3 protein-coding genes and 1 pseudogene are annotated in these 6,340 nt (G+C 75.3%); 2 read left to right on the top strand and 2 right to left on the bottom strand.

All coding sequences use genetic code 11. The features are described 5' to 3' along the window. Both ACFWJ4_RS40400 and ACFWJ4_RS40395 read right to left on the bottom strand, forming a co-directional pair. Positions 1 to 1,406: sigma-70 family RNA polymerase sigma factor (locus ACFWJ4_RS40400; RefSeq protein ID WP_380554177.1), on the bottom strand; the 1,406-nt coding region annotated here is incomplete at its 3' end. 336 nt (positions 1,407 to 1,742) lie between these two features. Next, the gene (locus tag ACFWJ4_RS40395) at positions 1,743 to 2,618 is read right to left on the bottom strand and encodes a helix-turn-helix domain-containing protein (RefSeq protein ID WP_359915441.1); all 876 of its coding nucleotides are present in this window, start codon (positions 2,616 to 2,618) and stop codon (positions 1,743 to 1,745) included. Positions 2,619 to 3,140: 522 nt separating this feature from the next. Between ACFWJ4_RS40395 and ACFWJ4_RS40390 the strand changes: the two genes are divergently transcribed. Together ACFWJ4_RS40390 and ACFWJ4_RS40385 are read left to right on the top strand one after the other, a co-directional pair. Continuing rightward, positions 3,141 to 4,544, top strand: coding sequence for an NAD(P)/FAD-dependent oxidoreductase (locus ACFWJ4_RS40390; protein WP_380554180.1), 1,404 nt, complete (start codon positions 3,141 to 3,143; stop codon positions 4,542 to 4,544). A 206-nt stretch (positions 4,545 to 4,750) separates the two neighbouring features. Further along, positions 4,751 to 6,028, top strand: a pseudogene (locus tag ACFWJ4_RS40385) (SpoIIE family protein phosphatase); the annotation flags it as partial. Positions 6,029 to 6,340 lie beyond the last annotated feature (312 nt).

The raw sequence follows: 6,340 nt of genomic DNA, 5'->3' as shown, positions 1-6,340 counted from the left end.
GCCGCCGGGGGCGCCGGCTCGGGCGCGCCGGTGAGCGCGTACGCGGCGACGGCGGCCGCGGCCACCGCGATGGCGGCGGCGATCCCGGCCTTGGCGGCGGTGCCCAGGCCCTCGCCGGCCGCGGCGGCTCCCGCCCCGCCGGAGGCCGCACCGGTCGAACCGGCGGCGGCCGCACCCGCGGCGGCCCCCGAGGACCCGGAGGCGGCGGCCGTCCCGGCGGCTGCCGCTCCGCCGACGGCGGCGGCACCGCCCACGGCGGCCGCGGCGGCGCCGAAGCCACCGACGCCGATCCAGACGAGCACGCCGCCGGGCAGCAGGGCGCGCAGCCCGGTGTTGATCTCGGTCAGTTCCAGGCAGGCGGCCGTGCAGCGGTCGCACTCCTTGAGGTGCCGGCCGACCTCCGCCGAGGCCCGCTTGCGCAGCGAGCCCCGCGCGTACGCCCCGAGTCGGTTGGCGTAGGCCTCGCAACCGCTGTCCTGGCTGCCCGAGACGTGCGCCTGGAGGAACGCGGCGGCGAGCCGGTCGCGGGCCCGGTGGGCCTGGACGGCGGTGGCGTTGGCGGTCTTGCCGAGCATCACCGCGACGGTCTTCGGGGACTCCCGCTCGACCTCGGTGTGCCAGAGCACCACCCGGTCGTCCTCGGGCAGTTCGGCGTAGGCCTGCATGACCATCCGCTGGTCGGCCATCGCCATCGCCCAGGCGTCGGCGCCCGGGTCGGCGAGGTCGAAGTCGACGACGGCGGCCGAGGTCTGCGCGAACACGGCGAAGTCGTCCACGAGTTGCTCGCGGCGCTCGCTGCGGTGCCAGGCGGCGGCGACGTTGCGTACGGCGGTCAGCAGGTAGGCGCGGACGGCGAACTCGGGGCCCTTGCCCGCCCGCAGCGCCTGCAGGGTGCGGGCGAACACCTCGCCCGCGAGGTCCTCGGCGGTGAAGTTGTCCCGGCAGCAGGTGCGCGCGTAGCGGCGCACCGAGTCGGCGTGCCGGCGGTAGATCTCCTCGTAGGCGGTGTCGTCGCCGGCCCGCACCCGGGCGGTCAAGTCGGCGTCGGAGGCGGGGCGCTCGCCGTCCACCGGGTCGGCGGGGGCGGGCACGGTCGGCCGGGCGGTGCGGCCGTCGCCGGGGAAGGGGTCGCCGACGAACGCCTCGGGGGCGACGCCGCCCCGGCCCGCCGGGGCCTGCCCGGGCACCCGGCCCGGGGGCAGCGCGGCGGCGGAGGCGGAGAGCGTCTCGCGGCTGGGCATCCCGGCCTGGTCGGGGACGTGTCCGGCGGCCGAAGCCGCTGCGGCGCCCGGCACTTGGGCCGTCCCGCCGACGCCGTTGAGACTGCAGGTCCCCTCGTCGGGATCACCGGAGAGGCCTCCGAAGTCGAGGCCGTACCCGTAGTCGTTCTGTTCCTCGGCGCTCACAACGGACCCCAGATTCCACGACAGCCCCCGTAGTGTGGCAGGGCGCGCGGGAGTGCGCAGGCGCACGGTTCCCCGACGTACGGCGCCGACGGCGCGCGAACGGCGCGCATCGGGACATTGGCTCCAACCACGGGCAAAGGATGGCATAGCGCAGGGACCGGCGGAAGCCGGACCAACCGCCTTCCACTCCTCCGAGGGGCCGTCGCGGGGGTGTTCGCCCAGCGTGCGGCGGTGGGGTGTGCGACTCCCGCACCCGGCGCGCGCATCCGGGCCGCGCGCCGGTCCTCCCTCCAACTCCCCTACCCGCCGGGCGTGGCGGACCGGTCGGCCCGGGTATCAGCGCTCCCGCAGGCCGTCCAGCAGGATCTGCAGCAGCCGGTCCGAGGGGCCGGCGGTCGGTTGACCGTCCGTCTGCGGAGAAATCGGCGAGAAACCGCCGGCCGCCTGCGCCGAGACCGACGGACGGGCCGCGTGCACCGGCACCGAGGCCGTCAGCACCAGCACCACGTCCGACACCGTGACGCCCGGACGCAGTTCGCCCGCCGCACCGGCCCGCGCCACCAGGGCGGCCAGCAGCTGGAGCAGCAGCCGGGGATCGGCGTCGGCCGCCGACGGCTCGACCACCCCGCCGGAGCGGGCCTCCTCGCCGCGCAGGTCGAAGCGGACCGCCGCGGGCGGTTCCGGCGCCCGCTGCTCGGGCACCCGGCCCAGTTCCTCCGCGTACCGGAACGCCTCCGGCGGCAGCAGCCGCCCGGCGCCGGTGGACACCGCGCGGGCCAGGTAGCCGGCCAGCGCCTCCCAGGCGCCGTCACCGCCGTACAGCGACTCCCGCGCCTGCGCGGTCAGCCACGCCACCTCCTCGGCGGCGATCCGCTGGACCAGCACCTCCTTGCTCGGGAAGCGCCGGTAGACGGTGCCGACCCCGACCCCGGCCCGGCGTGCGACCTCCTCCATCGGCGCGCCGTAGCCGAACTCGCCGAACACCTCGCGGGCCGCCCGCAGCACGCTCTCCAGGTTCCGCCGGGCGTCGACCCGCAACCTGGCCCCGGGCACCGGCACCGCGGCCGGCGCGGGCTCGGCCCGGTACGCGACCGCCGAGTACGCCGACCCGCTCTGCGGCGGCAGGTCCACCGGGCCGCGCTGCTCCGGGACCGTGCCCGGTCCGGCCTGTGGTGCACCCACCCGCCCCAACACCTGCTCCTGATCCATCATCCCAACTCTCCCCCGCAGGCGTCCGAAACCGGACCCTGTCGTCGCCCGCCCCTGCACCCCCCGGTGCAGCTCAGCCCGTCAGAAATGACCCGATGACCCATTGCTCGTGCCGCCCGTCCCGTTCCGGTGACCACGGTCGTGCCGCCGTGCCGGGTCCACGTCCGGCTCGGCGCGTCGGCACCGTCCGGGGCCCTGTCCGGGAACTACCCTTCCCCGGATGACTGTCCCCCAGTCGGGTTCTCACGCCAACGCTGGAACTGGCCGTAGTGGCCGCTCCACGGTGCGTCGCCGCCGATTGTCATGGCGACGGCCGCCCCGGTACACAATCCGACCATAGTTCACCACTCTCCGAGGCCGAAAGTGCGTCAGAAAGTCGCCCAGTAAGCACAACTGGCCACGACGGTCACTCGTGTCGCAACCAGCCCCGTACGGACTGTGGACAAGACGACCCCCGCCGGTCCTTCATAGGGGGCGTGATGGGGGGACACCCCCGGCCGCGGGGCGGCCGGGACGAAACGTCGCATCGGCAGGAGGCGCACCATCAGAATCCTGATCGCCGGCGGCGGCTGCGCCGGAACGGCCGCCGCACTCCACCTCCAGCGCGCCCTGCGGGAACGGCTGCGGCGCGGAGAGGTGGAGATCACCGTCGTCGAGCCGCAGGCCTACTTCACCTACCACCCGCTGCTGGCCGAGGTGGCGGCCGGCTCGATCGACCCGAGACACGTGGTCGTCCCACTGCGCCGGGTCCTGCCGGACTGCCGGGTGCTCACCGCCCGGATCACCCGGATCGAACACGCCGCCCGACGCGCCCTGGCCGACGCCGCCGGCCCCGGCGAGACCCCCGCACCGGTCGAACTGCCCTACGACGTCCTGGTGGTGGCCCCCGGCTCGGTCTCCCGCACGGCACCGGTGCCCGGCCTCGCGGAACACGGCCTCGGCTTCTCCACCGTCGGCGAGGCGGTGGGCCTGCGCAACCACGTCCTGGAGCAGCTCGACCTCGCCTCCGCCACCCGCGACCCGGCGCTGCGCCAGTCGGCGCTCACGTTCGTCTTCGTCGGCGCCGGCTACGCGGGCGTCGGCGCGCTCGCCGAACTGGAGGACATGACCCGCACCGCCGTGCGCGGCTACCACAACGTCCGCGCCGAGGACCTGCACTGGGTCCTGGTCGAGGCGACCGGCCGGATCCTCGCCGAGGAGTCGCCCGAACTGGCCGCGCACACCCTCGGCGAGCTGCGCGAGCGCGGCGTGGACATCCGGCTGCACACCACCCTGGAGTCCGTCGCCGACCGGGTCGTGCTGCTCTCCGACGGCAGCCGCTTCGGCGCCCGCACCCTGGTCTGGACGGCGGGCGTCCGGCCGGCCCCGCTGCTGCGCGAGACCGACCTGCCGCTGGACACCCTCGGCCGGGTGCGATGTCTGGCGACCCTGCAGGCCGTCGGCCCGGACGGACGCGCCCTGCCCGGCGTCTGGGCGGCCGGCGACTGCGCCGCCGTGCCGGACCCGAACGCGGACGGAGCCCCCTGCGCCCCCAACGCCCAGCACGCCTTCGCCCAGGCCGAGCTGCTCGCCCGCAACGTCGTGGTGGCCCTGGACGGCGGGCCGCACGCCCCGGGCCTGGCCGACTACCGGCCCGGCCCCGCCGCCTGCTCGACCTCGCTCGGCCTGCGCCGGGCCGTCGCCCACACCCGGCGCGGCGGCCGGCTCACCGGCCGGCGGGCCTGGTGGCTGCACCGGGCCCGGCACCTGCGGCGGCTGCCGAGCGCCGAGCGCCGGGTGCGGGTGCTGATGGACTGGGTGCTCGGCGGGGTGTTCTCCCGGGAGGTGGTCTCGCTGGGCGCGATGGAGCACCCGCGTTCGGCCTTCGAGGGAGGGTTCGGCCCGAGCTCCGACCGGCCGTCCGACGGCGGACCGGATGCCGCCCGGTGACCCCACCGGTCGACCCGGGCCGGCGGCCGACCGAACGGCGGGCCCGCGGGTGGATCGGAGGGCGGAACGGACGGCCACGCCGGGCGCGCGACTTCCGGAACCGGGCCTCCGCCTGACAGGATCAGCCCGACCTGGTCATTACCCCGTGTGCTGTTGCGCACACAAAAAGTGATGATATGCCTGGAAAACGAGGAAGCGGCCGTCGTTTGAACCTCATGCGCTGGAGCGCCCGGCTGGCCGGAGTCCCCTGGCGTGCCCTCCCGCCCCACGGGACCGGCACCGAGGACGGAGCCCCCTGCCCCGACGGCGTCGTCGTGCCCGGCCCCCGCGACCCGAGCAGCCCCGCCGCCACCGCCGAGCTGCTCGACCCGCACAAGCCGCAGAACCTGCGCGAGGTCCTCAACCGCATCCCCGCCCCGGTCGCCGTCACCTACGGCCCGCTCCACCAGCTCGGCTACGCCAATCGGGCCTACCGCGAACTCTTCGGCGAACGCCCCACCGGCCTGCCCGCCGCCGAGGCCCTCCCCGAGCTCGCCACCATGGGCGTCCTGCCCCTGATGGACCAGGTCATCCGCGGCGGCCGCCCGCGCAGCGTCAAGGCCCGCTGCATCCTCGGCCTCACCGGCAACCGCTACTACAACGTCTCCTGCGTCCCGCTCGGCACCGGGGAGAACGGCGACGCCCCCACCGAGGGGCCGCCCGCCGGAGTGCTGATCTTCGCCGCCGAGGTCACCGACCAGGTCCTCGCCGCCGCCCGCCTGCGCGAAGCCGAACGCCGCCAGCGCGAGGCCGCCGTCACCCTCCAGCGCAGCCTGCTCCCGCAGAAGCTCGACCAGCCGGCCGGCCTGCGGGTCGCCGCCACCTACCAGCCGGGCGGCGCCGAGGCCGCGGTCGGCGGCGACTGGTACGACGTGATCGCCATCGACGGCGGGCGCACGGCACTCGTCATCGGCGACGTCATGGGCCGCGGCCTGCGCGCCGCCGCCGTCATGGGCCAGCTGCGCACGGCCGTCCGCGCCTACGCCCGCCTCGACCTGCCCCCGCACGAGGTGATGCGCCTGCTCGACGGCCTCGCCATGGAGATCGACGCCAACCAGATCGCCACCTGCACCTACGCCGTCTGGGACCCGCGGCGCCGCACCCTCTCCTACGCCTCCGCCGGACACCTCCCCGTACTCCTGCGCTGCCCGGACGGCACCATCCTGCGCAGCGAGGAACAGAACGGCCCGCCGCTCGGCACCGGCGGCGGCCTGCACGTCTCCCACACCCTGCGCCTGCTCCCCGGTACGACCGGCGTCCTCTATACGGACGGACTGGTCGAGCGCCGGGACGAGGACATCGACCAGGGCCTCGACCTCCTGGCCCGCACCCTGGCCGGAGCCATGGGCGCCCCCGAGGTGATCTGCGCCCGGCTGCTGCGGGCGATGGGCGTGACCTCCGAGCACGACGACGACGTCGCCGTCCTGGCCTTCCAGCTGCCGGCGGAGGAGCGTGCCGAGAAACCGGTTGCGCCGGTTGACTCGGCGAGGCCGGAGGTCTAGTGTTCTTCGAGCTGCCTGGCAGGGAGCACCGGACACGCGTCAGCGCGGACGGTCCCGGGGCAGCCAATCCTCTGAAACACCACTTCCCGGTTCGGGCCGGGTCGCTTCGTCGTTTTCACGTTGCGGCCTGGTGCTTATTCGGCGTGCGCATTTTATTGGGTTGCGGTCGGATTCGCTTTTCGGAGCGGGGATCGGCTAGAGTTTGAAACGTCGGACAGGGCGTCAAGCCCCGGAAGACACCGGCGAGTTGGATGA

Origin of the sequence: Kitasatospora sp. NPDC127067, assembly GCF_042724755.1 — a bacterium.
Classification (GTDB): Bacteria; Actinomycetota; Actinomycetes; order Streptomycetales; family Streptomycetaceae; genus Kitasatospora; species Kitasatospora lactacystinica.
This window is presented reverse-complemented; position numbering and strand designations above follow the sequence as displayed.

Excerpts from the sequence above, each read along its gene's own strand:
- ACFWJ4_RS40395 (WP_359915441.1), bottom strand. The coding sequence starts at position 2,618 with ATGATGGATCAGGAGCAGGTGTTGGGGCGGGTGGGTGCACCACAGGCC.